The organism is Streptomyces sp. NBC_00178 (genome assembly GCF_036206005.1).
GTDB lineage: Bacteria > Actinomycetota > Actinomycetes > Streptomycetales > Streptomycetaceae > Streptomyces.
In genome coordinates, this window is sequence record NZ_CP108143.1 from 1,768,514 (window position 1) to 1,795,454 (window position 26,941).

General features: G+C 72.3%; 23 protein-coding genes. 5 read left to right on the forward strand and 18 right to left on the reverse strand.

Annotated features, from left to right (window positions below; all coding sequences use genetic code 11):
- Positions 1–102 precede the first annotated feature (102 nt).
- The 11 genes from OHT61_RS07630 to OHT61_RS07680 form a co-directional block, all read right to left on the reverse strand.
- The gene (locus OHT61_RS07630) at positions 103–1,437 is read right to left on the reverse strand and encodes an ABC transporter substrate-binding protein (RefSeq protein ID WP_329036200.1); all 1,335 of its coding nucleotides are present in this window, start codon (positions 1,435–1,437) and stop codon (positions 103–105) included.
- Positions 1,438–1,727: 290 nt separating this feature from the next.
- Positions 1,728–3,314: a glycoside hydrolase family 43 protein gene (locus OHT61_RS07635; protein ID WP_329036202.1), complete on the reverse strand. Its 1,587-nt coding sequence runs from the start codon at positions 3,312–3,314 to the stop codon at positions 1,728–1,730.
- A complete protein-coding gene (locus OHT61_RS07640; RefSeq protein WP_329036204.1) occupies positions 3,311–4,144 on the reverse strand; it encodes a PmoA family protein in 834 nt (277 codons plus the stop codon). Before OHT61_RS07640 ends, OHT61_RS07635 begins: the two co-directional genes overlap by 4 nt.
- Positions 4,141–5,313 (reverse strand): Gfo/Idh/MocA family protein, encoded by a 1,173-nt coding sequence (locus tag OHT61_RS07645; protein WP_329036206.1) that lies wholly within the window; start codon positions 5,311–5,313, stop codon positions 4,141–4,143. Before OHT61_RS07645 ends, OHT61_RS07640 begins: the two co-directional genes overlap by 4 nt.
- Before the next feature lie 43 nt (positions 5,314–5,356).
- A complete protein-coding gene (locus OHT61_RS07650) occupies positions 5,357–6,274 on the reverse strand; it encodes a carbohydrate ABC transporter permease (protein WP_329036207.1) in 918 nt (305 codons plus the stop codon).
- Entirely contained in the window at positions 6,271–7,209 is a 939-nt protein-coding gene (locus OHT61_RS07655) for a carbohydrate ABC transporter permease (RefSeq protein WP_329036210.1), read from the reverse strand. The genes OHT61_RS07650 and OHT61_RS07655 overlap by 4 nt, the downstream gene beginning before the upstream one ends.
- Positions 7,210–7,332: 123 nt before the next feature.
- Entirely contained in the window at positions 7,333–9,078 is a 1,746-nt protein-coding gene (araD, locus tag OHT61_RS07660; protein ID WP_329036213.1) for an L-arabinonate dehydratase, read from the reverse strand.
- Positions 9,075–9,977: a dihydrodipicolinate synthase family protein gene (locus tag OHT61_RS07665; protein ID WP_329043141.1), complete on the reverse strand. Its 903-nt coding sequence runs from the start codon at positions 9,975–9,977 to the stop codon at positions 9,075–9,077. Before OHT61_RS07665 ends, araD begins: the two co-directional genes overlap by 4 nt.
- Before the next feature lie 50 nt (positions 9,978–10,027).
- Positions 10,028–10,684, reverse strand: a complete 657-nt coding sequence (locus tag OHT61_RS07670) for a GntR family transcriptional regulator (protein WP_329036215.1) — start codon at positions 10,682–10,684, stop codon at positions 10,028–10,030.
- 231 nt (positions 10,685–10,915) lie between these two features.
- Positions 10,916–12,100 (reverse strand): hypothetical protein, encoded by a 1,185-nt coding sequence (locus OHT61_RS07675; RefSeq protein ID WP_329036217.1) that lies wholly within the window; start codon positions 12,098–12,100, stop codon positions 10,916–10,918.
- Positions 12,097–13,056, reverse strand: a complete 960-nt coding sequence (locus OHT61_RS07680; protein WP_329036218.1) for a 5-dehydro-4-deoxyglucarate dehydratase — start codon at positions 13,054–13,056, stop codon at positions 12,097–12,099. The genes OHT61_RS07675 and OHT61_RS07680 overlap by 4 nt, the downstream gene beginning before the upstream one ends.
- A 331-nt stretch (positions 13,057–13,387) precedes the next feature.
- Here OHT61_RS07680 and OHT61_RS07685 point away from each other — a divergent pair, with 331 nt between their 5' ends.
- The 4 genes from OHT61_RS07685 to OHT61_RS07700 all read left to right on the forward strand — a co-directional run bounded on the left by OHT61_RS07685 (position 13,388) and on the right by OHT61_RS07700 (position 17,996).
- Positions 13,388–14,197, forward strand: a complete 810-nt coding sequence (locus OHT61_RS07685) for an NAD-dependent epimerase/dehydratase family protein (protein WP_329036219.1) — start codon at positions 13,388–13,390, stop codon at positions 14,195–14,197.
- A 133-nt stretch (positions 14,198–14,330) separates the two neighbouring features.
- Positions 14,331–16,352, forward strand: a complete 2,022-nt coding sequence (locus tag OHT61_RS07690) for a PA14 domain-containing protein (RefSeq protein WP_329036221.1) — start codon at positions 14,331–14,333, stop codon at positions 16,350–16,352.
- Between the two features lie 137 nt (positions 16,353–16,489).
- The gene (locus OHT61_RS07695) at positions 16,490–16,723 is read left to right on the forward strand and encodes a hypothetical protein (protein WP_329036223.1); all 234 of its coding nucleotides are present in this window, start codon (positions 16,490–16,492) and stop codon (positions 16,721–16,723) included.
- Between the two features lie 64 nt (positions 16,724–16,787).
- A complete protein-coding gene (locus tag OHT61_RS07700) occupies positions 16,788–17,996 on the forward strand; it encodes a TerD family protein (protein WP_329036225.1) in 1,209 nt (402 codons plus the stop codon).
- A 128-nt stretch (positions 17,997–18,124) separates the two neighbouring features.
- Here the strand turns inward: OHT61_RS07700 and OHT61_RS07705 are convergent, their stop codons facing one another.
- The 5 genes from OHT61_RS07705 to OHT61_RS07725 form a co-directional block, all read right to left on the reverse strand.
- Complete coding sequence (locus tag OHT61_RS07705) at positions 18,125–18,355, reverse strand: hypothetical protein (protein ID WP_014156926.1); 231 nt, start codon at positions 18,353–18,355, stop codon at positions 18,125–18,127.
- Positions 18,356–18,828: 473 nt separating this feature from the next.
- Positions 18,829–20,319, reverse strand: coding sequence for an alkaline phosphatase PhoX (locus OHT61_RS07710; RefSeq protein ID WP_329036227.1), 1,491 nt, complete (start codon positions 20,317–20,319; stop codon positions 18,829–18,831).
- Between the two features lie 166 nt (positions 20,320–20,485).
- Positions 20,486–21,952 carry a hypothetical protein gene (locus OHT61_RS07715; RefSeq protein WP_329036230.1) on the reverse strand — a complete coding sequence of 489 codons (1,467 nt, stop codon included), beginning with the start codon at positions 21,950–21,952 and terminating at the stop codon, positions 20,486–20,488.
- Positions 21,953–22,323: 371 nt separating this feature from the next.
- Entirely contained in the window at positions 22,324–22,959 is a 636-nt protein-coding gene (locus OHT61_RS07720; RefSeq protein ID WP_329036233.1) for a DUF4232 domain-containing protein, read from the reverse strand.
- 99 nt (positions 22,960–23,058) lie between these two features.
- On the reverse strand, positions 23,059–23,526 hold the full coding sequence (locus tag OHT61_RS07725; protein WP_329036235.1) for a hypothetical protein: 468 nt from the start codon (positions 23,524–23,526) through the stop codon (positions 23,059–23,061).
- Positions 23,527–23,822: 296 nt separating this feature from the next.
- Between OHT61_RS07725 and dapA the strand changes: the two genes are divergently transcribed.
- Entirely contained in the window at positions 23,823–24,710 is an 888-nt protein-coding gene (dapA, locus tag OHT61_RS07730) for a 4-hydroxy-tetrahydrodipicolinate synthase (RefSeq protein ID WP_329036237.1), read from the forward strand.
- Here the strand turns inward: dapA and dapD are convergent.
- Together dapD and OHT61_RS07740 are read right to left on the reverse strand one after the other, a co-directional pair.
- A complete protein-coding gene (dapD, locus tag OHT61_RS07735; RefSeq protein WP_329036239.1) occupies positions 24,707–25,705 on the reverse strand; it encodes a 2,3,4,5-tetrahydropyridine-2,6-dicarboxylate N-succinyltransferase in 999 nt (332 codons plus the stop codon). The genes dapA and dapD overlap by 4 nt on opposite strands.
- On the reverse strand, positions 25,702–26,928 hold the full coding sequence (locus OHT61_RS07740) for an MFS transporter (RefSeq protein ID WP_329036241.1): 1,227 nt from the start codon (positions 26,926–26,928) through the stop codon (positions 25,702–25,704). Before OHT61_RS07740 ends, dapD begins: the two co-directional genes overlap by 4 nt.
- Positions 26,929–26,941: the final 13 nt, after the last annotated feature.

The following is a 26,941-nucleotide window of genomic DNA, read 5'->3' on the forward strand; positions in this document are numbered from 1 at the left end:
TAGGGGGAGGAGGAACGCGCGGAAAGGGGACCGGCGGAGGCGGGTGGCCCGGGCCGGCGCCGGTCCCCCGGTCGCCGGGGTGCCGGGCGGAGGGGCCGTGGCTCAGCCTTCGCCCCGCTCCTTCCACTCCTTCTGGGCGGCGTTCAGCTCGTCGGCCATCGTGTCCAGGAACGCCTTGGCCGTGATCTTGCCGAGGAGCAGCTTCTGGAACTCCGGCTCGTTGTCGGCCTTGCTGATGTTGTTCCAGTCCGGGAGGTAGTAGGGCAGGTCGACGATGGTGGTGGAACCGTCGGTGAGGGCCTTCGCGGCGAGCGCCGTCGGTTCGGCCTCGGAGATCCACGGGTCCTTCGCCGCGTCGGTGTTGGCGGGGATGGCGCCGGCGGACTCGTTCCACGTGCTGTTCGCCTCGTGCGACGCGGCGAACTCGATGAACTTCCAGGCCGCGTTCTTGTTCTTGCCCGACCGGAACAGGCCGAGCCCGTCGACGGGGTTGGACACCTGGACGCGCTTGCCGCCGTCCCCGACGGGTGCGGGTATCCCGGCGAACTTGCCCTCGCCGAGCGCCTTCAGGTGGTCCTGGTAGGAGCCGAGGTTGTGGCTGAGCATGCCGATGGTGCCGGTGTCCCACTGCGCGACCATCTTGGTGAAGTCGTTGTTGACGTCGGCCGAGGGTGTGGTCCTCTTGAACAGCGCGGCGTACTTCTCCAGGGCGGCGATGTTCTTCGGGTCGTTCAGGGTGGTGGTGTCGCCGTCCCAGAAGTCCGTGATGCCGGTCTGCCCGTAGATCGCGTCCAGGGCCTGGGCGATGGAGCCCGCGCCGCCGCGGATGGTGTAGCCGAACTTGTTGTTCTTCGCGTCGGTGAGCTTGTCGGCGGCCTCGTAGAACCTGGGCCAGGTGGTGGGCGCCTCCAGACCCGCCTGTTCGAAGAGGTCGGTGCGGTACCACAGGGCGCCGTTGTTCGCGGAGGTCGGCACGGAGTACAGGTCGTCGCCCCGCCCGGCCGCGTTCCTGACGCTCTCGGTCATCCCCTCGACGAGCTTGCCCTTCAGCGGTGACTTCTCCAGCCGGTCGCCGATCGGCTCCAGGGCGTCCTGCGAAACGATGTTGGCGAGGTAGGCGGTGCTGACGCCGCCCACGTCGGGCAGCCCGCCGCCGGCGATGGCCGTGTCGTACTTCGACTGGACGTCGGCGATCGGGATGGGGACGTACTTCACCTCGATGTCCGGGTTCTTCTTCTCGAACTCCTTGATGATCTCGGTCCAGACGGCGGTACGGGGACCGCCGTTGTTGTCCCAGAAGGTGATCTCACCCTTTCCGCTGCCCTCCGTGCCCGAGTTGCTTCCGTCGTCGCCGCAGCCGGTGGCCGCGAGGGCGAGCACCGCCGTGAGGGAGACCGCGGTCGCGGTACGCCCCCGGAGCGTCTTCGAGATGGTCATGTCGGCTCTTCTCTCTCGGATCTCTCGGAATGTGTGCCGGTGCGTGGGGGGATACCGGTAGCACGTGCGGTACGGCGCGGCACGGGGCTGTCCGCCCGGCGCCGCGTCCCGGTCGCGGCCCCCGTCACGTCGGTCGCCGGATCCGGTGGGCGGGGGGATGGGCGGCCGCGCCTCCCCGTGCGGCGGGCAGGGGACGGAGGCCGGCGGCGTCGAAGGCCGCGAACGGTGGTCTCGCTCCGGTGCGCTCGGTACGGAGATGCGTCATTGCGGCTCCTCTACGGCGGTGCGGGTCAGAAGGTGCGAGGTCTTCCGGTGGTGTGAGGCCCTCCGGTGGTACGCGGGCCCCCGGTGGTGCGGAACGTGGTGAAGCCGGCCGTTCCCGACGGCCCCGTGCCGGCCGGTGCCGTGGCGAAGAGGCCCAGCAGCGCGCCGACCCATCGCCAGGGCGTGGCGGCGAAGACCTGGCCGGACGGCCGGAATCCGGCCCCGTCGCCGGTGTCGGCGGCGAAGCGGCAGCGCGCGCCCCGGGACACCTCGATGCGGACCTGGACCGAGCCGCCGGGTGCGGGGCGGGGGTGCTCGGCGTCCCGTTCGTGCTCGGCGACGGATTCGGCGTAGCGGTGCACGAGCCGCGCCGTCCCGTCGGGCCCCGCCTCCAGGCCGATCCAGGAGAAGGCGTCGCCGAGCACGGCGAGTCCGGCCTTGGCGCCCGGCTCGCGGGTGTTCAGGGTGATGCCCGTCGTGACGGTGAACTCCTCGGCGGGCAGGCGCTGCACCAGGACGTTGGGCAGGGCCCGCAGGTCGTGCGCGTAGGCGGTGCGTACGCAGCTGAGGCGCAGCCCGTCACCGGAATGGCCGACGGTCCAGCCGGGGCGGGGGTTGGCGGTCCACTGCCACTGGCGGCCGTACCGCCCGCCGGGGAAGTCGTCGCCGGAGGCCGGGGCGTCGACGGCCTGCTCGGGCGCCTCGGGCTTGGGGTGGGTGTGCACGGGTTCGCCGTCGCGGCCGATGACCGGCCACCCGTCCCGGTCCCAGCGCATCGGCTGGAGGTGGACGACGCGGCCGTACGCGCCGCGGGACTGGAAGTGCAGGAACCAGTCCTCGCCCGCGGCGGTCCTCACCCAGCCTCCCTGGTGCGGCCCGTTGATCCCGGTGCCGCCCTGCGCGAGGACGACCCGTTCCTCGTACGGGCCGGTGAACGAGCGGCTGCGGAAGGCGCCCTGCCAGCCGGTCTCCACTCCCCCGGCGGGCGCCAGGATCCAGAAGTGACCGTCGTGGCGGTAGAGCTTGGGGCCCTCCAGGGTGAACCAGCCCGGGATCGTGTCGGCGTCGACGAGGGTGGTGCCCTCGTCGAGGAGTTCGCGTCCGTCGGGGCTCATCCGGTGCCCGGTGAGCCGGTTCTTGACGCCGGAGCGGGACTTGGCCCAGGCGTGGACGAGATAGGCCTCGCCGGTCTCCTCGTCCCACAGGGGGCAGGCGTCGATGAGGCCCTTGCCCGCCTTGATGACGTGCGGGGTGGTCCACGGGCCCCGGACGTGTTCGGCGTTGATCTGCTGGATGCCGTGGTCGGGATCTCCCCAGAAGATCCAGAAGCGGCCGGCGTGGTGGCGCAGCGCGGGTGCCCACACCCCGCGGTCGTGACGGGGCACCGCGAAGTCGGCCTCGGGTTCGAGCCGTTCCAGGGCGTGCCCGACGAGGCTCCAGTTGACCAGGTCGCGGGAGTGGAGCAGGGGCAGCCCGGGGACGCGGCCGAAGCTGGACGCCGTGAGGTAGAAGTCGTCCCCGACGCGCACGACGTCGGGGTCGGACCAGTCGGCGTTCAGGACCGGGTTGCGGTAGGTGCCGTCCCCGAGGTCCGCCGTCCAGGGTCTGCTCATGCCGTCGTCGCCGCCTTGCGTACGAGGGCGGCCGCGGCGTCCCGGTCGAGACGGCCGTCGGCGACGACGGTGACGACCCGGCGTACGACGGTGGCCCCGGCGGCGACGGGGAGGCGGCGGTGGGCGGCGAGGGAGGAGCCGACCCCGGGGTACTGGGCGGTCCGCACGAACCACGGGTCGCGCCGGGTCTCCTCGGTCACGCCCGCGAAGACGAGCGTCCAGCCGTCCCCCGCGAGGGCCAGCCAGTCGGCGGTGCTGCCGTGCACGGCCTCCTCGCCGTCGAGCGTTCCGCTGAACACGGCGGGTGGCTCGGCCTCCTTGGGGGCGCGCCAGAAGAATCCGCCGTATCCGGCGCCGGGGCGGCCGTTGGTCGCGGGGCTGCCGAGGGAGAGGCCGGTGCCGCTCCGGTTGGTGAGCGAGAAGGAGAGGTCGAGCGCCCAGGCGGTGGCGGAGAGTGCGCTCACGGAGACCGTGCGGTGCTCGCGCAGGAGTTCGGCGCCGTCGGCCTCCCAGCCGAGTTCCTGCACGAAGCCGTCCGGGTCGCGCAGCTTCCACCCGAGGTGGCGCTGCACCCCGTGGTTGTCGAGCTCGGTGGGCCCCCGGTCCCGGACGAAGGTGCGCCCGCCCCAGAAGTTGTACCCGGCCACGTCGGGGACGGCGACGGAGGCGCCCAGGTGGTGGAGGTGGTCGGCCGGGCGCACCTCGGTGACGGGGGTTCCGGCGAGGGTGGTGACGGGGTGGAGGTACGGGCGGCTTTCCGGTCCGGGCCCGTAGCCGTAGCCGTAGCGGCCGACGGTGCGTCCGGCGCAGTGCAGCAGTGTGGTGGTCATGGGGTGCTCACCTGACCGGTCCGCGCCCAGGGGGCGCCTAGTTCGGAGAAGAGGGCGAGGGTGTCGGCGGCGGTGGCGACCGCCTGGTCGACGCCGTGCACGACGCGCCGTACGCCGTCGCCGGTCCCGGAGGGTTCGGCGCGCCAGGCGTCGGAGGGCAGGGCGGCCGGCTCGGGCGCGGTGCGCACCGCCTCGAGGACCCGCATGAACGCGCCGGCGCGCTCGGGCGGCACGAGGAGCGGGGTGTCCCGGGCCAGGTGGTCGACGAGGTTCTCCAGGAGGTCGGTCCGGCCGTGCACGGCCTCCTCGGGGCCGTGTCCGGCGCGCTGTACGAGGACCCGGTCCTGCTTGTACCAGAAGGTGATGCGGCCCCGGTCGCCGTGGACGATGACGTACGGTTCCCCGGCCTCCTCGGCGCACAGGGTCACCGCGACGGTCACCGGCAGCCCTTCGGCCGTGGTGACGCGGACGCAGCTGGTGTCGTCGGACTCGATGTCGTGGGCCCGGAACAACTCGGTCTCGATGGAGGCCACGTCCTCGGCGGCACCCGCGCCCGCGAGTTCGAGCGCGGTGGCGACGGCGTGCGCGAGCGGGTTGGTGAGGGCCCCGTCGACGACATCGGTGCCGCCCATCCTGCGCCGTCCGGCCCAGGGAGCTCGCCGGAAGTAGGCGTCGTCGCGCACCCAGGCGCCGGCCGCGCCGATGCCGCGGACGGTGCCGATCGCCCCGGACCGTACGAGCTCCTTGACGGCGGGCACGGCGTGCGAGCCGAGGGACTGGAAGCCGACCTGGCAGGCGATGCCGGCCTCGCGCACGCCGTCGGTCATGCGCGCGTGGTCGGCCCAGGTCGCGGCGGGCGGCTTCTCCAGGAGGAGGTGGACGCCCCGGCCGGCCGCGGTCAGGGCCAGTGCGATGTGGGTGGGGATGGGGGTGCAGATGACGGCGGCGGCGGCCCCGGTGGAGTCGAGGAGCGCTGCGAAGTCGGAGGACTGCTCGGGCATCTCGCCCGCGAACGCGTCGAGTTCGGCGTCGGTGAGCGGGCTCAGTTCGCAGATCCCGGCCAGCCTGACCAGGCCCTGGTGCTGGAGCCTGCGGATGTTGGCGAGGTGCCGGCGGCCGTGGCCACGGGCTCCGGCCAGGACCACGGAGAGCGGTGTCGTCGTGCTCATCGTGCGCCCTCCCTGCTCCGGTACGGCTTCGAGGTCATGTGCGTCATCCCTTCACGGCGCCGGCGCTGAATCCGGTGATGAGCCACTTCTGGATGAAGGCGAAGACGATCACCACGGGCACCGCCGCGATGACACCGCCCGCGGCCAGCGCGCCCAGGTCGACGCTGTCGGCACCGATCAGGGTGTTGAGGCCGACCGGGATCGTCTGCTTGTCCTGCTCGCTGAGGAACATCAGGGCGAACAGGAAGTGGTTCCAGCTGTGGACGAAGGCGAACGAGCCGACGGCGATGAGCCCGGGGCGCAGCAGCGGCAGGACGACCGCGCGGAACGCCTTGAAGCGGGAGCAGCCGTCCACCCAGGCGGCCTCCTCCAGGGAGACCGGCACGTTCTTGATGAACCCGCTGATCAGGATGATCGAGAGGGGGAGCTGGAAGACGGTCTCCGCGATGACGACGCTGCCGAGGGAGTTGATCATCCGGAGGTTCTTGAAGATCTCGAAGAGCGGCACGAGCATCAGGGCGCCCGGGATGAACTGCGAGCAGAGCAGGGCCAGCATGAAGGCGCCCTTGATCCTGAAGTCGAACCGCGCCAGGGCGTAGCCGCCGGCCAGGGCGACGAGGGTCGTGGCGATCAGGGTCGCGACCCCGACGATCATGCTGTTCTGGAAGAAGACGGCGAAGCTGCGCTCGTTCCAGACCTTGGAGAAGTGGTCCCCCGTCATCGGCCAGGGCACCAGCGAGGTGGAGCCGGCGGGCCGTACGGCGAAGAGGAGCATCCAGTAGAACGGGACGAGCGTGAAGAGCAGGTAGACAACGAGCGGCAGGTAGATCTGCCAGCGCGGTACGTCGTCGAAGGCGCGCTCGCGCCGGGTGCGGCGGTTCGACGCGGGCGGCGGGGCGTCGTCCCCGGTGGCCGGTCCGGGGGTGCGGGTGCGGTTCTTCTCCGCGAGTGCGGCGGTCACTTGTGGTCGCCTCCGAACTTGCTCAGGCGCAGGTAGACGATCGAGCAGAAGAGGAGGATCACGAAGGCGACGGTGGTCAGCGCGGAGGCGTATCCGAAGTCGTGGCCCTCGATGCCGGTGTTGGCGACGTAGAGCGGCAGGGTGGTGGTCTCGCCGGCGGGTCCGCCGCCCGTGAGCGTGTAGAGGAGGTCGACGTTGTTGAACTCCCACACGCCGCGCAGCAGGGTGGCGAGGATGATCGCGTCGCGCAGGTGGGGAAGCGTGATGTGGAGGAACTGCCGCAGCCGGCCCGCGCCGTCGACGGACGCCGCCTCGTACAGCTCCTTGGAGACGGACTGCAGGTCGGCGAGGATGAGGATGGCGAAGAAGGGCACCCCGCGCCAGAGTTCGGAGACGGTGGCCGCCCAGAAGACGGTGCCGGTGTCGGAGAGCACGGAGGTGCCGTACTCGCCTATCCCGGCGTCCGCGAGGTAGCGGCTGAAGCCCGTCGAGGAGTTGTAGAGCAGGATCCAGATGGTGCTGGTCAGAACGCCGGACACGGCCCAGGGCGAGAAGACCATGGCGCGGGAGATGCCGCGGCCGACGAAGCTCTGGTTGACGATCAGGGCGAGCGCGAGGCCGAGGGCGAGTTGCAGGGTGACCTGGGTGACGACCCACTGGGCGCTGAAGCCGAGCGCCGGCCAGAACTGGTCGTCCTCGGTGAGGATGCGGGTGAAGTTGTCGAAGCCGGCGAAGCCGTTCCGCCACGGTTTGGTGACGTTGTAGTTCTGCAGGCTGTAGTAGAAGACGCTGATCACCGGGTAGGCGATGAAGCCCAGCATGAGCAGGCCGGCGGGCGCGATCAGCAGGTACGGAAGGCGGCGCGGGCTCACCGGGCGGCGCCTGGGCCCCTTCGCCCTGGGGGGCGGTGTGGCCACGGCTGCGGATGGGGCCATGACGCGTCTCCGATCTGTGGGAAGTGCTGGATGTGCCGTGCGTTCGGTGCATGGTGCAAGCGCTTGCCGCATGGCGTTCGGTATCCCGGACGAGCGCGGTGCGCGGAGTACTCTGCGGACGGTTCAGCCGGCGTACGGGTCGGGCACGTCTCCCGGCCGGGCCAGGAACGCGAAGTCGCAGCCGGTGTCGGCCTGGGTGATCTGGTCCTGGTACAGCGCCCCGTAACCGCGGCCGTAGCGGGCGGGCGGTTCGGTCCACTCGGACCTGCGTCGTGCCAGTTCCCCGTCGGAGACGTCGAGGTGGAGCAGCCGCGCGTCGACGTCCAGGGTGATGAGGTCACCGGTGCGGACCAGGGCGAGCGGCCCGCCGACGAAGGACTCGGGCGCGATGTGCAGGACACAGGCCCCGTAGCTGGTGCCGCTCATGCGGGCGTCGGAGAGCCGCACCATGTCCCGCACCCCCTGCTTCAGCAGGTAGTCCGGGATCGGCAGCATGCCGTACTCGGGCATGCCGGGGCCGCCCTTCGGTCCGGCGTTGCGGAGCACCAGCACGTGGTCCGGGGTGAGGGCCAGGGCCGGGTCGTTGATGGTGCGCTGCATCTCGCGGTAGTCGTCGAAGACGACCGCGGGTCCGGTGTGGCGCAGCAGGTGCGGTTCGGCGGCGATGTGCTTGATGACGGCGCCGTCCGGGCAGAGGTTGCCGCGCAGGACGGCGACTCCCCCCTCCTCGGCCAGCGGGTTGTCGCGCTCGCGGATGACGTCGGCGTCGTGCACCAGCGCCCCGGCCAGCTGCTCGCGCAGGGTGGCGTGCGTGACGGTCGGCCGGTCCAGGTGGAGCACGTCGGTGAGCCTGGCCAGGAATCCGGGCAGGCCCCCGGCGAAGTGGAAGTCCTCCATGAGGTACTTCCCGCCGGGACGGAGGTTCGCGAGGACGGGGACGGTACGGGCGATGCGGTCGAAGTCGTCCAGGGTGAGCTTCACCCCGGAGCGGCCGGCCATCGCGATCAGGTGGATGACGGCGTTGGTGGAGCCGCCGAGTGCCAGGACGGTGGCGACGGCGTCCTCGTAGGCGTCCGCGGTCAGGATCTTCGACAACGTGAGCTGCTGCCACACCAGTTCGACGATCCGGAGGCCGGAGCGTGCGGCCATGCGGTCGTGACCGGAGTCCACGGCCGGGATGGACGAGGCACCCGGCACCGTGACGCCGAGCGCCTCGGCGGCGGCCGTCAGGGTCGAGGCGGTGCCCATCGTCATGCAGTGGCCGGGCGACCGGGCGAGCCCGCTCTCCAGTTCGGCCATCTCGCAGTCGCCGATGAGCCCGGCCCGCTTGTCGTCCCAGTACTTCCACATGTCCGTGCCGGAGCCGAGGACCTCGTTGCGCCAGTGGCCCGGCAGCATCGGGCCCGCGGGCACGAACACGGTCGGCAGGTCGACGGACGCGGCGCCCATGAGCAGCGCCGGGGTGGACTTGTCGCAGCCGCCCAGCAGCACGGCCCCGTCGACGGGGTAGGAACGCAGCAGCTCCTCGGTCTCCATCGCCAGCATGTTGCGGTAGAGCATCGGGGTCGGCTTCTGGAAGGTCTCGGAGAGCGTGGAGACCGGGAACTCCAGGGGGAATCCGCCCGCCTGCCAGACGCCCCGCTTCACCGCCTGGGCGCGCTCGCGCAGGTGCACGTGGCAGGGGTTGATGTCGGACCAGGTGTTCAGGATCGCGATGACCGGCTTGCCCAGGTGCTCCTCGGGGAGGTAACCGAGCTGCCGGGTGCGGGCGCGGTGGCTGAACGAGCGCAGCCCGTCCGTGCCGTACCACTGGTGGCTGCGCAGCTCCTCGGGGGCGATCCGGCCGCCCGGCACGCCGGTGCCGGTCATATCGCCCACCCGGCGACCAGGCCGGCGACCTCGGCGCGCCGGTCTTCGGGCAGGACCCTGCTGGGGGCGCGGACGTCGCGGCGGCAGAGTCCGAGGGACGCCAGGGCCTCCTTGACGACGGTCACGTTGTCGGCGGACTGCCGGTCGGCGCGCAGGTCCTCGAAGCGGCGGATCCGCTCCCAGACCTTCATGGCCGCGAGGTAGTCGCCCGCGCGCAGTGCCTCCAGCATCGCCAGCGAGACGCCGGGCGCGACGTTGACGAGCCCGGAGGTGAACCCGGCCGCGCCGGTGGCGAAGTAGGAGGGCGCGTACAGCTCCGCGAGCCCGGCGATCCAGACGAACCGTTCCAGGCCGGCGTCGCGCGCGAAGGCCCCGAACCGGGCCGCGTCGGGGACGGCGTACTTGACGCCGATGACGTTGGGGCAGCTGTCGGCGAGCTCGGCGAGCCGTTCACCCGCGAGGAGCGGGTTGCGGATGTAGGGCACGACCCCGAGTTCCGGTACGGCCTCGGCGACGGCCCGGTGGTAGTCGACCCAGCCGTCCTGCGAGACGTACGGGTGGACCGGCTGGTGCACCATCACCATCTCCGCCCCGGTGTCCCGGGCGTGCCGGGCGGCGGCGACCGCCGTGGGCACGTCGTGGCCGACGCCCACCAGGACGGTGGCGCGGCCGGCGGTCTCCTCGGCGGTGAGCTCGGTGACGGTGCGCCGCTCGTCGGGGGTGAGCGCGTAGAACTCACCGGTGTTGCCGTTCGGGGTGACGATGCGGACGCCGCCGTCGAGGAGCCGTCGCAGCAGCGCGCGGTGCGCCGCGACGTCGATGGTCCCGTCCTCGGCGAACGGGGTCACCGGGATCGCCACGACGTCTGCGAGGGCCGCCTTCATCGGGGAGAAGTCCATGCGGACCGGCCTTTCGTCGAGGTGCTGGGGTGTCTCGTCCGGCTGGTGGTTCACGCCACGTCGCCCCCGTCCTCGTCGTCGGGGAAGGCGCGGCGGACGAACGAGGCGATGTGGTCGTGCAGCGCGCCGGCCGCGGCCTGCGCGTCGTCGGCGAGGGCGAGCCGGAGGATCTCCCGGTGCTCGGCCGCCTCCCGCTCCCAGGTCGGGATGGCCGACCAGGCCACGGTCGACACCAGGGCGGCCTGGTCGCGGATCTCGTCGAGCATGCGGCCGAGCAGCGGATTGCCGCAGGGCAGGTACAGGGCCCGGTGGAAGTCCCGGTTGGCCAGGGACCTGTCGGCCTTGTCGATCGCCGAGTCGGCGCGCTCCAGCGCCTCCTGGGCGGCGTCCAGCGACGCCTTGCGGCTGATGGTGCGGCGCAGCGCCTCGGGCTCCAGCAGCAGGCGTACGTCGTAGACCTCACGGGCCATGGCCGCGTCCACGAGCCGCACGGTGGCACCCTTGTACTGGCTCATGACGACGAGCCCGGTGCCCGCGAGCGTCTTGAGGGCCTCGCGCACGGGAGTCTTCGACACCCCGAACCGGGCGGCGAGTTCGGTCTCCACGAGCGCCTGTCCTGGGCTCAGCTGCGCGGTGAGGATCGCGTGCTTGATCGCCTCGAGCACGTACTGGGTCCTGGACGGAATCGGGGCGGGCGCAAAGGTCATGGGCAAGGAGCTCTCACATCTCGCGTATCGCGTCTCATATATGACGTACGAAGTACGACGCGATGAAGCTAGAGCGGTGGGAATGTTTCGTCAACGCTTCTGACAGAAGAAGTTGCGCGAGGACCTGTGCGGGCGGGTTCCCGGATCTCCCGGGCCGCCCGGAGAACGGCACGGCGCAGGACCCGGCCGCTCGCCGGGTCCTGCGCCTGGGGTGGGTGTGCCGGAAGGGGATCAGCTGCCGCGGATCACCGACAGGGCTCCGGTCACGGCCGCGAGGTCCGGGCCGGAGGCCAGGCCCGCGTGGTAGAGGCGCAGTTCGGTCGCGCCGAGCGAGGCCGCGTGGGCGGCGTCGGCGGCCAGCGTGCCGGGGCTGCCGCCCATGCCCGTGACCACGTTGAAGTTCGCCGCCAGCACACCGGACAGCCCCTTGAAGGGCCCGAGACCCGCTTCGCGGACCACGTCCGCACCGGTGCAGGGCAGCACGACACCGTCCGCCGTGGACAGGAGGTGCGAGGGTTCCACGCCGACGTTGGCGCCGGTGCGGTGGGGCGCGGGGTCGGCGTGCAGCAGCACCTGGAAGCCGGGGCCGGCGGCAGCGCTCCGCACCGCCCGGACGGCGGTCTCCTGGAGGCTGCGGGCGACCTGGCCGCGCCACCGGAGCGTGGCGTCCGCGAGGGCGGGACCGAGCAGTTCCCCGACCGCCGCCCAGCCGGACCCGCCGGAGCCCGCGCCGGCCCAGACGGGTTCCATGGCCCGTCGCACGGCGGCGCGCAGCTCGTCGGCGTCCGCCCCGGCGGAGCCGTATCCGGTCCGGCAGTCGTCGCAGAAGCAGAGGGACATCAGGTACTGCGCGGCGTCCCCGAGGCCCACTCCGGCGGTCTTGTCGTGGGCGTGCAGGTGCGCGAAGCCGTACCAGCCGCAGGACTCGAGCTCGGTGCCCGACGTGCCGGGGCGGACGGCGGCCTCGGCCGCCAGCTCGACCAGGTAGTCGCGGACGGCGGGCCGGGCGATGCAGGGGGCCCAGGGGTACCGGTCCCCGTAGGCGTTGACGACGGACGTGCCGGGGTGCTCGGCCCCCAGCCGCGAGTTGTGGGCGAGGACCACCCAGGAGTGCACCCGCAGCCCCGCGTCGGCCAGGGCTTCGGCCGCCTCGGCGTACGGGTCCTCCCCCGGCACCCAGGTCTGCGGGTACGGGCGCAGTGCGCGTCCCGCCCAGCGCGCCGCGTCGGGCGGGTAGAGCACCGCCGCGTGTCCGGCCGTGACGATCCTCCGGCCGGGGTGCCGGGGCGTCAGGGCCCGGGTGGAGTGGTAGGCGGAGGCGAGTGTCACCTGCTCGATCCCGAGCGCGGCGAGCCGGCCGGCCGCACCCGGGTCCCCGACGACGTCCCAGGGGTACACGAAGGCGGAGGTCCTCACCTCGCCTCCCGCGCGGAGTACTTCTCCAGCAGGGCACGGCCGTTCGCGATGATCACGCCCAGCTCCTCGACGTGCGCGGCCGGAGGCTCGGTCAGCGGGGTGCGCACGGGGCCGACGTCCAGGCCCTCCAGCCGGACCCCGGCCTTCACGAGGGAGACCGCGTAACCGTGGCCCTTGCCGCGCAGTTCGACCAGCGGCCGGTAGAAGTGGTCGAGCAGCGCGCCGGCCAGGTCGTCGTCCCCGGACTCCAGTGCCCGGTAGAAGGCGAGCGCGATGTCGGGGGCGAAGGCGAAGACGGCGGAGGAGTAGAGGGTGACGCCGATGCCCCGGTAGGCGGGTCCGGTCAGCTCGGCGGTGGGCAGGCCGTTGAAGTACAGGAAGTCCTCGCCCGGCAGTCCCGTGCGTACGGCGCTGACGATGCGCTGCATGAGGTCGAGGTCGCCGTACCCGTCCTTGAGGCCGATGATCCCGGGGGTCGCGGCCAGGGCGACGACGGTCTCCGGGGTGAAGACCGCGTTGTCCCGCTGGTAGACGATCGTCTCCAGGGATGTGGCTGCCGCGAGCGCGGTGTAGTGCGCCAGCAACCCCTCCTGGCCGGCGACGACGAGGTAGGGGGGCATGGCGAGGAGCCCGTCGGCGCCGGCCTCCTCGGCGAGGCGCGCGTACCGGGCCGCGAGCGCCGTTCCGTAGCCGGCTCCCGCGACCACGGGCACCCGCCCGGCGGTCTCCTCCACGGCCGCCGCGACGACGAGCCGGAACTCCTCGGGGTCCAGCGCGTGGAACTCGCCCGTGCCGCAGCAGGCGAAGACGGCCGCCGCACCCGCGTCGACACCCTTGCGGACGTGGGCGCGGAACACGTCGAGGTCGACGGAGCCGTCCGGCGCGTACGCGGTGACGGGGAAGAAGAGCGGCCCGGCGGCGTCGGTGAGCCGGGCGGCGAGGGGGGCTGAGGTCACGGGCGCTCCCTGAGCAGATTCAGGCGTGCACAATTATGATCGATGTCCATATTTCTGAACGCTGCCACGCTAAGGCAGTCGCGCGGGGCGGGTCAAGACGAGAACACCCAACCCCGGGGCGGAGCAGCGGAGTCGGCGCGACACTTGACGTGATCGGCCGGAACTTCCTAGCGTGTCCACGCATGTGAATGCCGTCCATGGACCGGACACTTCGCGCGGTCGCACTCGTGTCCGCACACCACGGCGTGCCCCGCTCCCCGTACGCCCGGCGGCACAGGTCCGCGCCCCGTCCGCCCGCGCGCAACCGCGCCCGCACCGAGGAGAAGCCCGTATGCCCGCTCCCCGCACCGTCCTGCTCACCGGCGCCGCCGGCGGCCTCGGCACCCTGATGCGCGGGCTCCTCCCCGCGTACGGCTACGACCTCCGGCTCTTCGACCTCGTGCCGATCGAGGGCGAACCCGGCGCCGTCACCGCCGGTCTCGGCGACAGGGACGCGCTCCGGGAGGCCGTGCGGGGCGTCGACGCGGTCATCCATCTGGCGGGCATCTCCCTCGAGGCGTCGTTCGACAGGATTCTGCACGCGAACATCGAGGGGACCTACAACCTCTACGAGGCGGCGCGCGAGGAGGGCGTCCGGCGCATCGTGTTCGCCTCGTCCAACCACGCGATCGGGTACACCCCGCGCCCCGCCCCCGGTGATCCGCTGATCCCCGTCGGGACCCCGCGCCGCCCCGACACGTTCTACGGCCTCTCGAAGTCCTTCGGCGAGGACCTCGCCCAGTTCTACTGGGACAAGCACGGCGTGGAGACCGTGTCGGTGCGCATCGGTTCCTGCTTCATGGAACCGACCTCGGTGCGGATGCTGTCGGTGTGGATGAGCCCGGGCGACGGGGCACGCCTCTTCCACGCCGCCCTGACCGCCGAGGACGTGGGGCACACCGTGGTCTACGGCTCGTCGGCCAACACCCGCCTCTGGTGGGACCTGTCGACGGCCCGCGCCCTCGGCTACGACCCGCAGGACGACTCCGAGCAGTACGCCGCCGGCCTCGTCGCCGAGCACGGCGAGCTGGATGAGGAGAACCCCGAGCACGCCCGCGTCGGCGGCCACTTCGTGACGAATCCTCCGCTCTGGCCCCACTGAGCCGCGTTCCCGGTGGGTGCGGCGAGAGCGCCGGGCCACGCCGCACCTCCGGACGCGCGGGCGTACAACCCGATCAAGGTCTCGGCAGTCTGTTCCGGTGCCAGTTGTCAGGCACCGAAAGGAACTCCTCCCTGTGAGACCTCGTTACCCGCTTCACGCCGTCGGCGTGGCGGGCCTCGTCTGTGCTGTCACGAGCGCGCTGCTCAGCACTGCGACCCCGGCCGCGGCGGCGGCCGTCACCTGCACCTCGCCCGTCTGGAAGGCACAGTTCTACTCCAACACCACGTTCAAGGGCACCCCGAAGCTGACGTCATGCGACAGCACGATCAGCGAGAACTACGGCACGGGCGACCCGGCGGGCGTGACCCTGCCCCGCGACAACTTCGCCGTGCGCTGGAGCGTCAGCCGCGACTTCGGTTCGGGCGGCCCGTTCACGTTCTCGGCCGCGGCGCAGGACGGCGTCCGCGTGTACGTCGACAACGTCCGCAGGATCGATCTGTGGAAGAACGTCTCCAGCACCCGGAGCAGGACGGTGAACCTCACCATCCCCTCCGGCAGCCACACCCTGCGCGTCGACTTCGTCGCCTGGACCGGGTCCGCGAACGTCAAGTTCTCCTACACGCCCCGCACCACGGCCGCCGTCGACAAGGTCCGGCCCCTCGCACCCGCCAAGGTGACCGGCAGGCTCGACAACGCCACCGCCAAGGCCGTGGTGTCCTGGGCGCGCAACAAGGAGATGGACCTCGCCGACTACCGCGTGTACCGGCGTACGGCGGGCAGCACGGCGTGGGCCTATATCGGACGGACCGCCGGTACCACGTTCGCCCATCTGCCCGGCGACCCCCGCCTCACCTACTACTACGAGGTACGGGCGTACGACAAGGCCGGTAACGCCTCTTCGGGCAGCGCCGACGTGCCGGTGACCGGCATCGCCGTGGCCCCGCCGGCGGAACTGGCCGCGCAGGGACTGGACTCCGGCAACAAGCTGAGCTGGCGTGCGGTGCCGGGCGCGGTGAAGTACTCGGTCGAGCGGCGGGCCACGGACGGCAGCATCGTCTTCCTCGGCGCGACGAACGCCACCGGTTACACCGACAGCGCGGCCCCGCGGTCCGAGCTTCGGACGTACCTGGTGAGGTCCATCGACGGAGCCGGCCGGTACTCCGGCTACGCCGCGGCGGAAGCCTCCCGTCCCGTGGCGGCGCCGCACGAGGTGACGGCCCGGGCCGACGCCAACCGGGCGGCGCTGACCTGGAAGATCGACCCGGCGACGGACGGCGACCACTACGGGTTCCACGTCTACCGCTCCACCTCCCTGCCGGTGGACACCTCCGGCGAGCCGGTGCGGTGCGACTACCGCTCCACCAGGCTGCCCGACGGCCGGAAGCAGTACAGCTGCACCGACAGCACCACAGCCTCCAGGACCACGTACCACTACGTGGTGAAGGGCTACGACAACGGCGGGAAGGAGTCGGTCGCCTCCGACACGGCGACCGTCACCACGCTCGTGTCCGACCGGGACGAGACCCCGCCGACTGCCGTCGCGGGCTTCGTCGCCGAAGCGAGGGACTACGGGATCGTGCTCGACTGGAAGGCCAACACCGAGCCCGACCTCGCCAAGTACGCCGTCTACATCGGGCGGGTCCTGCGCGACGAGGACAGCGGCGAGGCCGTGTGCAGCGGCTCGCTGTACACCTATGTGGACAAGTCGACCACGCACTACGTGCACCCGGCGGCTCCCGACGGTGCGGAGCGCTGCTTCTGGCTCGACGCCGTGGACACCAGCGGCAACTCCCACTGGCAGTGGACCAGGGAGGCAGAAGCCAGGATCGTGGTCATGCCCGACCTGACCCCGACCGTCCCCACCCCTCCGGGCTCGCCCGTGCACCTGAGTGCGGGGACGGGCGCGCAGGGAGCGGTGACCCTCGCGTGGAACGCGGTCGAGGGCGCGACGGGCTACCGCGTGTACCGCTGGGACCGGGTCGCAGGGCAGTACGCGCCGCTGACCGGTGACGACCCGTACGCCTCCACGTCGTACACCGACACGACGGCGTCGCCCGGCACGACCCACTTCTACTGGGTGAAGGCCGTCCTTCCGGACGGCACCGAGACCGGCCCCGGCGCGGTCTCGGTCGCGCTGCCGCCGACGGCGGGCTGACGGTCCGAGGTGTTCCAGGGCGGGGCGGGGGGGCGACAGGTTCTCCGCCCCGCCCGTCCGACGCGGGCCGGCAGGGGCGCCACCGGGGCTCGTAAAACGACGCGACGGGCCGTGGCCCGGGCGGGCACCATACGGCCATGCCGAAACCTTCCGGATTCCAGTACGAGCAGCACGGTGACGCGAGCGTCACCATCACCCACCACGGACGCCCGGCGGGCACCCTGCGGGACGGGCGGGCGCAGAAGTTCCTGGCCGAAGTGGCCTCGGGGGACGCCCAACTGGTCATGGCGCGCTGGACGGGCGCGTACAAGCACGGCAACGAACGCACCGCCCGCAACCACCCGCGCAACCGTGCCCGCGGCGGCCGCTGAGCCGTACGGAGCAAACGGCCGAAGGTAAGGGAACGGCAAAGCCGGGTCGTTCGTTACCTCGGTCATGACCGCAATGACCCCCGGCTCGAACATCCCTCTCTCCGCCGTCCGCGTGGCGGTGGACGTCGCCGCCCCCGCGCGGCTCGACGTCTCGGGCCTGCTGCTCACCGCCGACGGCAAGGTGCGCTCCGACGACGACTTCATCTTCTACAACCAGCCCTCGGGCCCCGGTGTGACCTACCGCTCCGGCGGGGGTTCGGCACCGGACGCGATCGTGGTGGACACCACGGCGGTCCCCCCGGGCATCGAGAAGATCGTCGTGACGGCGAGCCCCGACGCGGCGGGCCAGACCTTCCGGGGCGTGGAGCCCACGGCCACCGTGCGCAACGCCGACGACGGCAGTGTGATCGCGACCTTCACCCCGCCGCAGCTGGGCGACGAGACGGCGCTGGTGGTCATCGAGGTCTACCTGCGCAACGGCGCCTGGAAGGCCCGCGCGGTCGGCCAGGGGTACGCGAACGGCCTGGCCGGCATCGCCACGGACTTCGGCGTCACGGTGGAGGAGCCCGCGGCCGCGGCGCCGCCCGCCCCGGTGGCGGCGCCCCCGGCACCGCCGACGGCCGCCCCCCTGGACCCCCGGATCGCTCCCCCGGTACCCCCGGCGCCGTCCGCGCCGCCCGCGCCCGCGGCCTCCGGCAGGATCAACCTGGACAAGGGCCGGATCAGCCTCCAGAAGAACCAGACGGTGTCCCTGGTCAAGGGCGGGAAGCCGCTGCTGTCGCAGGTCAAGATGGGCCTCGGCTGGGAGCCCGCGTTCCGCGGCAAGGACATCGACCTCGACGCCTCGGTGATCGCCTTCGGCCCCGACCGCAAGCACCTGGACAGCTGCTACTTCGGCAAGCTCTCCATCCTGAACGGCGCGATCAAGCACTCCGGCGACAACCTCACGGGCGAGGGCGCGGGGGACGACGAGGTGATCGTCGTGGACCTCGGCCGGATCCCCGCCGATGCGACCGGCCTGGTCTTCACGGTCAACTCGTTCACCGGGCAGAAGTTCAGCGAGGTCGCGAAGGCCTACTGCAGGCTGATCGACGCGGCCACCGACGAGGAGCTGGTCCGCTTCGACCTGACCGGCGCGGAGCCGCAGACCGGCGTGATGATGGCCAAGCTGATCAAGCAGTTCTCCGGTGAGTGGGAGATGACCGCCATGGGCGAGTTCGTGAAGTCGCGGACCGTCCGGGGCATGGTCAAGCCGGCGGCCAAGGCCCTCTGACCCGTCGGCGCCGCGGACGGCGCCCGGGTGCCCCGGAAACGGCTTCCGGGGCACCCGACGGGTTTCCCCTCAGGTGCCCCGGATCCGGAGAGTCTCCGGTCGGACGCGTTGCGTGCTCGTCCTCCTCCTCAGAGCTTGGTCAGCTTGGAGTACGGGCTCAGGATCCTCCCCTGTCGCCCCGAGAAGTCGATGAGCACTGCGTCGTTGTCGCCCTCGACAGCGAGGACTCGTCCGAGTCCGAACTGGTCGTGCGACACCCTGTCGCCCACATCGAAGCATTCGACCGGTGGGGCCGCCTGGGCCGGGCGGTTGAAGGGACTGGAAGGCAGGTGACGCCGGGAACCGGCTGACTGTTTCATTACGGTCGAGTATGCGCCCTGTAAGCTCCCGACGCCATGCCCGACCGCTCCGGAGCGTTCAGTAGTGCCGGATTCGTAATCAGCGGTTCCGGGCCGGACCCCGGTCCTGGCGGCCTGCCGTGGGGGGAGCGCGCGGAACGCCGCACCGCAATGCCCCCCGAAGGTGTGGCTGCTCACGCCCGCCGCCGGGCCGCCCCGGCCACCTCGCGGCCTGCGGACGCACCGGCGCACGGGTCCCGCCCCTGAGGCTCCGGATGAACTCGAACGGCCGGTCGCACCGCCACCCGCCCGGCCCCGTCGCGCGGCCCCTCCCCCGCCGGTCCGACCGGTCCGGCTGGTCCGGCTGGTCCGCCCGGTCCGTGCAGCCGGCCGGCCCGTCCGGCCTGCCGACCCGCCGACCGACCGGCCGGGAAGGGAACACCTGCCCGGCGCGCGGGGAGCCCCCTCACGCGCCGCACACGACCGGGAGCGTGTCAGTGCTTGCCGGGCTGCCGCTTCCACGGCCCGGTGATCGCCAGCATGATGCCGGGCGTCTGGATGTTGGCGAACAGCGTCTTTCCGTCCGGCGAGAAGGTGACCCCGGTGAACTCGCTGTACGACGGCTCCTCCGCCGTGCCGGCGTTCAGCTCGTTGCGCGCGATCGGGTAGGTGCGGCCGCTCTCGGTCGCGCCGAAGAGGTGCTGGACGCCCTCCCCGTCCTCGGCGATGACGAGACCGCCGTAGGGCGACACCGTGATGTTGTCCGGACCGTCGAGTGCGCCGTCCTTCGACGGGTCCGCGTTCACGCCGAGGAGGACCTTCAGGGTCAGCGTGCGGCGCTTGGGATCGTAGAACCAGACCTGGCCGTCATGCGCGACCGGGCTCTCGCCGCGGGCGAAGGAGGAGACGAGGTAGGCGCCGCCGTCGCCCCACCACATGCCCTCCAGCTTGCGGGCACGGGTGACCTGGCCCTCCGCGAACTGCTTGCGCACGGAGACGGTCTTCGCGTCACGGTCCGGTACGTCGACCCAGTCCACGCCGTACACCGTGCCGGTCTTCGTGGCGCGGGACAGGTCGTCGACGAACGTGCCGTTCTTGTCGAAGCAGCGGGTCGCCTGCAGGACACCCGCGTCGTCGGCGAGGGTGCGCAGCTTGCCGCGGCCGTGCGTGAAGCCGCGCGGCGGCACCCAGCGGTAGAGCAGTCCGTTGGGGCCCGACGCGTCCTCGGTGAGGTAGGCGTGCCCGAGCTTGGGGTCGATGACGACGGCCTCGTGGGCGTATCGGCCGAAGGCCTTGACGGGACGCGGGTCCCGGTTGGCCCGCTTGTCGTACGGGTCGACCTCGAAGACGTATCCGTGGTCCTTGAGCAGGCCGTTCTTCCCGGCCTTGTCCTCGGTCTCCTCGCAGGTCAGCCAGGTGCCCCACGGCGTGCTGCCTCCGGCGCAGTTGGTCGACGTGCCCGCGATGCCGACCCACTCGGCGGTGCGGCCGTCACGGCGCGTCTCCACGACCGTGCAGCCGCCGGCGGCGACCGGGTCGTAGACGAGGCCCTCGGTGAGCGGCACGGGGTGTTCCCAGCCGGCCCGGGTGCCGCTCAGCTCGTGGTTGTTGACCAGCAGGGTGACACCGCGGGCACCTTCGAAGGCGGCGGTGCCGTCGTGGTTGGAGGGGGTCGTCTCACCCGTCTCCAGCTTCGTGACACCGCTGTGGGTGACGACGCGGTACGAGAATCCGGCGGGCAGCGCGAGGATGCCCTTCGGGTCGGGGAGCAGCGGGCCGTAACCGAGCTTCCCGCCGTGGCCGTGACCGTCGTGATCGTGATCGTGACCGCCGTGCCCGTGGCCGTGGCCGTCATGACCGTGGCGCGCGTCCTCGGCCGCCAGGGCGCCGGGAGCCGTGGCCAGCGCGCCCACTGCCCCGGTCAGGGCGATACCGGCGCCGGTCAGAGCGGACTGTCTGGTGAATTCCCTGCGGGTGAACGACATCGACGACTCCTGTTGCACGACCGGGTGAGCTGGCGCGTACACGCTCCACCCGTCGCACCAACAGGAGTTGAACAACGCACGACGCCGGGCGGACCTGTACACCAAGGCGAACGGCCATTGCGCACAAACCGGTTGGACCCGCCCGGCCCGAACTCGACCCGGACGATCAGCCCTTGCCGCGCGAACGGGCCTTGAAGGCCGCCTTACGGGCGTCCTTCGCGCTCTTGCGGTCGCGGTGCAGCCGCCCCATCGCCTCCAGTACCTCGGCGGTGGCGGGGTGGTCCACCCGCCACGCCTCGTCGAAGAACCCGCTGTGCTGGCCGGAGAGACCCTCGACGAGTTCCTGGAGCTCGTCCATGTCGCCCTCGGCGTCCAGCTGCGCGGCGATCGTGTCCACGGCGAGCCAGAAGATCATCGATTCCGGGGGCGCGGGCACGTCGGCCGCTCCGCGTTCCGCGAGCCAGACCCGCGCGAGCCCGCCGAGTTCGGGGTCGTCGAGCACCGCCCGGACGGCGGGCTCCGCCTCGGCCCCGGCGAGGGCGAGCGCCTGCTGGCAGTGCAGCCTGCGCAGCGGGGCGCGCCGGTCGGCGCCGCGTGCCGCGTCGAGGAGTTCGGCCGCGGCGGCCTGCGCCCCGTCGGCTCCGCGCCCACCGAGCCAGAGGCCGATCTCGGTGCGCGCGGCGTCCTCGGGGTAGTGGGCGATGCCGTCGAGGAGCGCGTCGGCACCCTTGTCCGCGAGGTCGCCGACCGCCGGGGCGTCCACTCCGGCCTCCAGCATCCGCTCGCGGATGCCGTAGAGGCCGAGCGGAGTCAGCTTCACCATGCCGTAGCGGGTGACGTCCTCGTCGTCGACGGGCGGCGACGCCTCCTCCCCCTCCTCGGTCAGCAGCGTCTCGTCCACCGGCACGTACTCGACGATCCCGACGGGTTCCAGGACCCGGAACTGGTCGTCCAGCCGCATCATGGCCTCGGACACCTGCTCCAGGACGTCGTCGGTGGGCTCGTCCATGTCGTCGGGCACCACCACGGAGGCGGCGAGGGCGGGCAGCGGTACGGGGGCGTCGGCGGGCCCCGCCTCCGAGAGGGTCAGCAGGTAGAGGTTGCCGAGCACCCCGTCGAGGAGGTCGGCCTCGGCCTCCGGGTCCCAGTCGAGGGCGTCGAAGTCGACGCTGCCGTCCTCACCGATGAGGTCCGCGAAGTCGTCGAAGGCCGGGGCGGTGGCGTCCGCGTGGACGGCGTCCAGGGCGTCGAGCCAGATCGCGAGGACGTCCTGCGGGGATCCGGAGGTCAGCAGGGCCAGGTTCTCTCCGGCGGTGACCGTGCCCTGCGCCGTCCCGTCCTCCTCCTCGTCCTGCGGGTCCTCCACGTCCACGAGTCCCGTGTCGACGGCGAGGCGCCACGCCTCGCTGGCGTAGGCGGCGCCGTCCTCGTCGGCGGTGAGACCGAGGTGCTCGGCCGCCTCGGGCAGCTGCGCGTCGACGAGTTCGCCGCCCGCGCCCACGCGGGTCGCGGGTCCCGCCCAGCGGGCGAGCCGGACGGCGCGGACGAGCAGCGGAGCGGCCAGCGCGTCCCGTGCCAGCTCGGCCTCGGTGTGCAGCCGCACCGGCGGCAGGGAGGGGCGCTCTGCGGACATCTTGGGGGTTCTCCTCGGGGCGTGCGCGGGCTGTGTGCGGGGCGGAGTCCCGGGCGATCGGGTCCGGGCCGCGGCCCCAGCGTAGACGCATTTCGTCCCGTGCCGCCCGGATGTGCGGAGGGGCCTCCTCGTCACCGGGCGGTGCCGTCCGACCGCGATTCGTGACGCCCTGCGGGCCCGGGCGGGCCGGCGCCCGCCACCACCACGGGTGTGCGACGCCCTCCGCCCCCACCGCGCGGTCCCGAGAGGGCCGGTACGCCCCGTGCGGTCCGGCTGCCGCACGGTCGAGAACCCCGTCGCCTCGCGGCCCGCCTCGGACGGGAGGGCGCCGCGCCGGCTCCGCTTCCTCCGCTTCGGCGGCGGTACGGCCGTCAGCCGGTGCTCTCCCTCCGCCAGGCGGTGGTGTTCAACTCGTCCATCAGGCGCACGTCGTGGCCCTCCAGCCGGTGGACCCGCGCGCCGGTGTCCGGGGCGGCGGAGAGTTCCAGGGCGTCCGCCTCGATGAGGTCGCCGCCCTCCTTGGTGGAGACCCAGGCCAGGGTGGACCGGACGCTGCCGCCGGGCCGCAGCGTGATCTCCTCGGGCCCCTCGTCGTCGCCGAACATCGAGCCGCCCGGGTTCACGGGGACGGGAAGCCGCTCGCCGTGCCCGTCCAGGACGCGGACGGACGGATAGCCGTGGACGCGGTAGGGCCGGTCGCCGCAGTTGGTGAGGGTGAGGACCACGGCGCGGTGGAACATCGCCGTCTCGACCGGCCCCATGTCCACGACCGCGCCGGAGGCGGGACAGCCCGCCACCGGCGCCCCGGGACCCGGCCGATCCTGTGCGGGCACATCCGCCGAGGCCGCGGGGCCCGGCGCCTCCGAGGTCCGGTGCGACGCTGCGGCGGGGCTCCGTACCGCAGCCGGCTCTCCCTCGCCGGCCGGGACGAGGAACCCGGCGCAGCCGGACAGTGCCGTCGCGGCAGCCGTGAGCAGGACAGCCGAGATCGTGTTCCTCACGCCCATGACCGCGTCCCCCCTGGAACGGTTCTCCGGTGTCCTGTGACACCTGACCTGGCCCGTTTCCCATCGAAGCCGGACCCTGACCGTTGGTGCCGCGGGGGTTCAGTCGAGGATCGTGTACGAACGGTCAACGGGGGCAACCAATGCCTGTAGACGGGCGCCTGCGGACGGACCGGCGCCACCGGTCCGGCTCTGAGTCACTTCGAAGGGCTCGAAGCCGAGACCGCTGACCCGCATCACGACCTCGTAGGTGTGCCCTTCATCCGACGCTGTGAGGGTAGAGGTGAGGACCTCGGCGGTCGCTCGGACGCCGATGGCTTCGAGGCGTCGGGTTCCCGCGCGGTTGCGGCTGGCCAGACGCCACAGCGCGACACCCCCGGGAACGCTTGCAGCTGTGGCGAGCGTTCCGACGAGCAGAACGATCCAGTGACGATCCAGAAGCAGCACCGCGACAGCGAGTACGGCCGGCCCGCAGGGGACGACCAGAGCCGCCACCCCCTTCATGAGCACCGCACCGACACCACCGAGGGTCGAGACCTGCACAGGTTGGGCCCGGCTGCTGGTGACCATCCCCGTAAGTTAGCCTCGTTGTCCGGGTCGTGGCCACAGGGCGGGAGCTTGAGGGCCGACAGCTCGATCCGGGCCCTTCGAGGACAGCCCGGTACGGCCCGTCGCCCGGCCCCCGTGTCTTCCGAGTGCTCCAGCATCGCTGACAATCCGTCCAGGTCCGATGTCGGCAGACAGGCGCCACCACATTCGATCCTGCCGGACGCGCCGTCCCGCTCCCGGACCGTTCAGCGCTCCTTGGCCGTCACCCCAAGCAGAACTAAGTGGACCCGTAGGGAGCGTGCGCCGAGACTGCGGAGATGACATCCCACACGGCAGGACCTTTCGGCCGCACCCTCTGCGCCATGATCACGCCGTTCACCGACGCCGGTGGCCTGGACCTGGACGCCGCCCGCCGTCACGCCTCCGGCCTGGTCGCGGACGGCTGCGACGGACTCGTCCTCAGCGGCACCACAGGCGAGTCCCCGACCACGACGGACGAGGAGAAGGGGGCGCTGCTGCGGGCGGTCCGGGAGGCGGTCGGCGCGTCCGTCCCGCTGGTGGCGGGGGTCGGCGGTCCTGACACCCGGCACGTGGTGCGTCTGGCCCGGGAGGCCGAGGCGGCGGGAGCGGACGGGCTGCTCGTGGTGACCCCGTACTACAGCCGGCCCCCTCAGGAGGCGGTCGAGGCGTACTTCCTCAGGGTCGCGGAGTCCACCGGCCTGCCGTTGATGCTGTACGACATCCCCGGCCGCACCGGCACGAGGATCGAACCGGCGACCCTGCTGCGCCTGGCGGAACACCCGCGCGTCGTGGCGGTCAAGGACTGTTCCTACGACCTGCTCGCGGCGACGAAGCTCATGGCGCGGACCTCACTGGCGTACTACTCGGGCTGCGAGGAGCTGAACCTCCCGCTCTACGCCCTGGGCGGCGCCGGCTACGTCAGTACGGTCGCCAACGTGGCGCCGCGCCAGTTGCGGGCCGTCCTGGACGCGTTCGACGCCGGTGACACGGCGGAGGCCGCCCGCCTCAACGGGCTCACCATCGCCCTGGTCGAGGCGATGATGGCCTCCGGCCTGCCGGGCGCGGTCACGGCGAAGGCGCTGCTGGACGCCGGGCCGGTCCGGGAACCGCTGCAGCCCGCCGGTCGCGGGGCGACGGACGGGCTGCGCGGGGTCCACGGCGAACTGGTGGCAGCTTCCGCCTAGTTGTGACTGTGCAGCACGTCGTTGAGCCCGCCCCACACCGCGTTGTTCGGGCGGGCCTCGACGGCGCCGGACACCGAGTTGCGGCGGAAGAGGATGTTCGAGGCGCCGGAGAGCTCGCGGGCCTTGACGACCTGTCCGTCCGGCATCGTGACCCGGGTCCCGGCCGTGACGTAGAGCCCGGCCTCGACGACGCACTCGTCGCCGAGCGCGATCCCGACTCCGGCCTCCGCGCCGATGAGGCAGCGCTGCCCGATGACGATGCGCTCCTTGCCGCCGCCGGAGAGCGTGCCCATGGTGGACGCGCCGCCGCCGATGTCGGAGCCGTCGCCGACGACGACGCCCGCGGAGATGCGGCCCTCGACCATGGAGGTGCCGAGGGTGCCCGCGTTGAAGTTGACGAAGCCCTCGTGCATCACGGTCGTCCCGGCGGCCAGGTGCGCCCCGAGGCGCACCCGGTCGGCGTCGGCGATCCGCACGCCCTTGGGGGCGACGTAGTCCGTCATCCGGGGGAACTTGTCGACCGAGGTGACCTGGAGGTGCAGGCCCTCCGCCCGGGCGTTGAGGCGGACCTTCTCCAGGTCGTCGACGGCGACCGGGCCCAGCGAGGTCCAGGCGACGTTGGCGAGGAAGCCGAAGATGCCGTCGAGGTTCTGCCCGTGGGGCTGCACGAGGCGGTGCGAGAGCAGGTGCAGCCGCAGGTAGGTGTCGTGGGCGTCGAGCGGCTTGTCGTCGAGCGAGGAGATGACCGTGGACACGGCGACGATCTCCACCCCGCGGCGGGCGTCCACCCCGATGGCCTTGGCCGCCCCCTCGCCGAGGCGGTTCACCGCCTCCTCGGGGCTCAGCCGCTGCGTGCCGGCCGGCCCGGGCTCGGCGGTGAGCTCGGGTGCGGGGAACCAGGTGTCGAGGACGGTGCCGTCACCGGCGATGGTGGCGAGGCCGGCGGCGACGGCGCCGGTGGTGCGGGCGGAGCCCTGGGAAGTCGTGTCGGTCATGACCGAAACCTAGCCGCCCGGGGCCCGCGCGGGCGAACCGGTCCCATCGTCCGGGAGGGTTCACGCAGACGGCGCGCGGCCAGTACGGCGACGCCCGCGCCGCACCCGAGAGCCGCGCACAGGGGCCAGAGCAGGGCGGGCGAGGCGGTGTACAGCGCGCCGCCGAGGGGCGGTGCGAGGACCTGCCCGCTGATGGAGGCCCCGGCGTAGAGGCTCTGGAAGCGGCCCTGGGCCCGGTCGGGTGCCTGGTCGGCGACGTAGGCCGTGGCCGTCGTCTTGTAGAGGACCTCGCCCATCGTCAGGGACACCATCATCGTCACGGCGGACGGCGCTCCCGCCCCGGGTATCAGCAGCGCGTACCCGAGCCCCACGAGCAGGAGGCCGGTGCCGACGACGGTGAGGGGTGCCCGCCGGCGCAACAGGTGGGCGGCGGGGAGTTCGAGGCAGAGGATGACGCCTCCGTTGACGGCGATCAGCCATCCGTACAACTGGGTGCTGTGCCCGTGGTCGGCGAGGAAGACGGGGAGCGTGGAGTACTGCTGGCGGTAGACGAGGTCGACGCAGACGATCGCGGCGAGCAGTACGAGCACCGCGGGGCGGGCCCGGAGTTCGCTCCACAGCCCGGGGGCCCGCGGGCCGTGCGCCGGGTGCGCGTGCTCGGTCCCCCGCGCGGGCAGGACGGCTGCGGCGTAGGCCGCGAAGAGCAGGGTGCCCAGACCGTCGGCCAGGAACAGCCAGTCGTAGGAGTACCGGCCGGCGACCAGGGCGCCGATCGGCGGTCCGACGACGAAGCCGCCGTTGGACGCGAACCGGGTGAGGGCGAAGCTCTGGCGGCGGGCGCCGGCCGGGACGGAGACCGCGACGAGTGCCGCGTTCGCCGCGCGGACGACCCCGGAGGCGTACTGCGCGAGGGGCAGCACCGCGTAGAGGGCCGGGAGGGGCAGCGCGGGGAGGACGACGAGTGCGGCGCCGCTCACGCAGGCTCCGGTCAGGAGCATCCGCCGGTGGCCGTACCGGTCGCCGAACCAGCCGCCGGTGAAGTTCCCCGCGACCAGGCCGACTCCGCCGACCCCGCTGATCACCCCCGCCTCGGCGACGGACAGCCCCCGCGGCCCGGTGAGGTAGACGAAGAGATAGACGAAGGTGAAGCTGACGAGGGCGTTGAGGAAGACGCCGAACGCAAGGAGCCGTACGGTCCCCGGTACGTCGCGCAGCATGCCCATCCCGTGCCCCCCG